The organism is Vibrio sp. Vb1755, from assembly GCF_033338635.1.
In the GTDB taxonomy this organism is placed as follows: domain Bacteria; phylum Pseudomonadota; class Gammaproteobacteria; order Enterobacterales; family Vibrionaceae; genus Vibrio; species Vibrio alginolyticus.
The window spans coordinates 1-1609 of the sequence record NZ_JAWOTA010000099.1 but is presented as its reverse complement, the minus strand read 5'-3'; the positions used below and the strand labels follow the sequence as shown (position 1 = coordinate 1609).

The 1609-nt window shown below is 45.2% G+C and carries 2 protein-coding genes; both read right to left on the bottom strand.

The genetic code is table 11. From position 1 onward, the window contains the following. Window positions 1-343, bottom strand: a 343-nt coding sequence (locus tag R7E00_RS22915; protein WP_318124524.1) for an SRPBCC family protein, incomplete at its 3' end; no start/stop codon positions are given. A gap of 140 nt (window positions 344-483) precedes the next feature. Beyond that, on the bottom strand, window positions 484-1609 hold a 1126-nt coding region (locus R7E00_RS22910; RefSeq protein WP_318124523.1), incomplete at its 5' end, for a HAMP domain-containing sensor histidine kinase.

Here is a 1609-nt window from a genome sequence, read left to right as displayed (position 1 = left end):
GAGACTGCATTTGCCATTCTACGGTACAACCATCTTGTGACGGCGTCACGATGAGCGTCACCTTTCCGTGGCTTTTGATGGGGCGAAAAAAATGCAGCTCCATGTCTAAACGATGTTCTTGTGTGCTTTCCAGAACAACCGCCCCCGTTCCAATTCGTTGCCCATTCCATTGGTAACCAGCACCAACGTGGCCTTGATTGTCACTGTAAGTCAGCTCGCAGCTTGGCTCCAAAATGATCCAAGGAGACCACTCAGGCCAGTTTTTAAAATCCTTTAGATAATCGATGATCTCACTTTGAGATTTGTTGATTTCAATACTTTTGCTGACCTGATAAGCAAGCATAGCCATTCCTTAAGTTTCTGTTTCGCTCTACTTATTCTAAATCAAATCCCAGTTTTTTCTTGTTTCACTGTGAGTTAGAGGTAAAAAGTGAGACAAAAAAGCCAGAACGTTAACTCTGGCTTCATTGGCAAATTGGGACGTTAAGAAACAAACGTCACTTTCGCGCTAAATCGGACGCCATCATCGTTTAATTCAAACGGCCACCCCATCCGTTCACAAATGCGTTGCACTATCACTAAACCGCAACCATAACCCGCATTATACGTTTCGTTCCCGTCATGACGATTGGTGATAATCAGCGTGTTTTGCTGTAGATCGATCTCGATGTCTCCAACGCTATAACTGAATGCATTTTTGATTAAATTGTTGATGACTATCGTCACGAAGCTTGCTGGCGCATACACTTCGCCGCTATTTTGTTCGTTAAGCTGATAATGCGCATCTTGCTTTGCAAACAACGGAGCAAGCTCTTCCAATTGCTGGTGTAAACAAACTAAAAGCGTTTGATCGCCAAAGTGCTGCGGCTCAATTTTCTCTTTTCCTAACAACAAAAACGCCTCGGTCAAAACGCGCATGTCTTCACACGCAGCTTGCATTCGCGCAATCGCTTTTTGTGCCACCCTTGGCTGGTCAGGCACTCGAGATAAAATGTCTGTTGAGCCTGCGATCACCATAATAGGCGTGCGAAGCTCATGGGAGGCAAAGCGACTAAACTCTTGTTCGCGGCGGAAATAGCCCGCGATGTCGTTCTTACTGTCTAACAACGTCTGCTCAATATGCCGCGTTTCACTGAACTTCGTTTCCACTTCAAATGCAGGCTGGTCGGGTGGCATCTGGCTGATTTTTGACTCGATTTTAGCGAGCGGTCGAGACAAAATTTTCACCATATAAATACCGTAACCAAGCATAATCAAGGAAAACAACCCGCCCAATAACAGAGTGAACTGGTGCAATGAGCTTTCATATTCATCCAGATAATCGTCCGAGTCATCTTGGAAGACGATGTACATCAAACCTTCGCCAGAAGGATGATCAAACACCACAAAGTGCTTATCCTCTTCGCCCAACAAGTATTCATAAAAGCCTGGAGATTTGAACGCGAGCAACCAACTTGGCGTCGGTGCTTTACTCCAATAGGAGTTAAATTCCAACTTGTTTGGTAACGGGGCCTTCCAACCCTGCTTTTGAAAATTTTCGGTGTAGAGCGCCGCTTCCGTATCGAGCCAGTGATGGAGACTCAATACCTCAAGTTTGTTTTCTGCGACA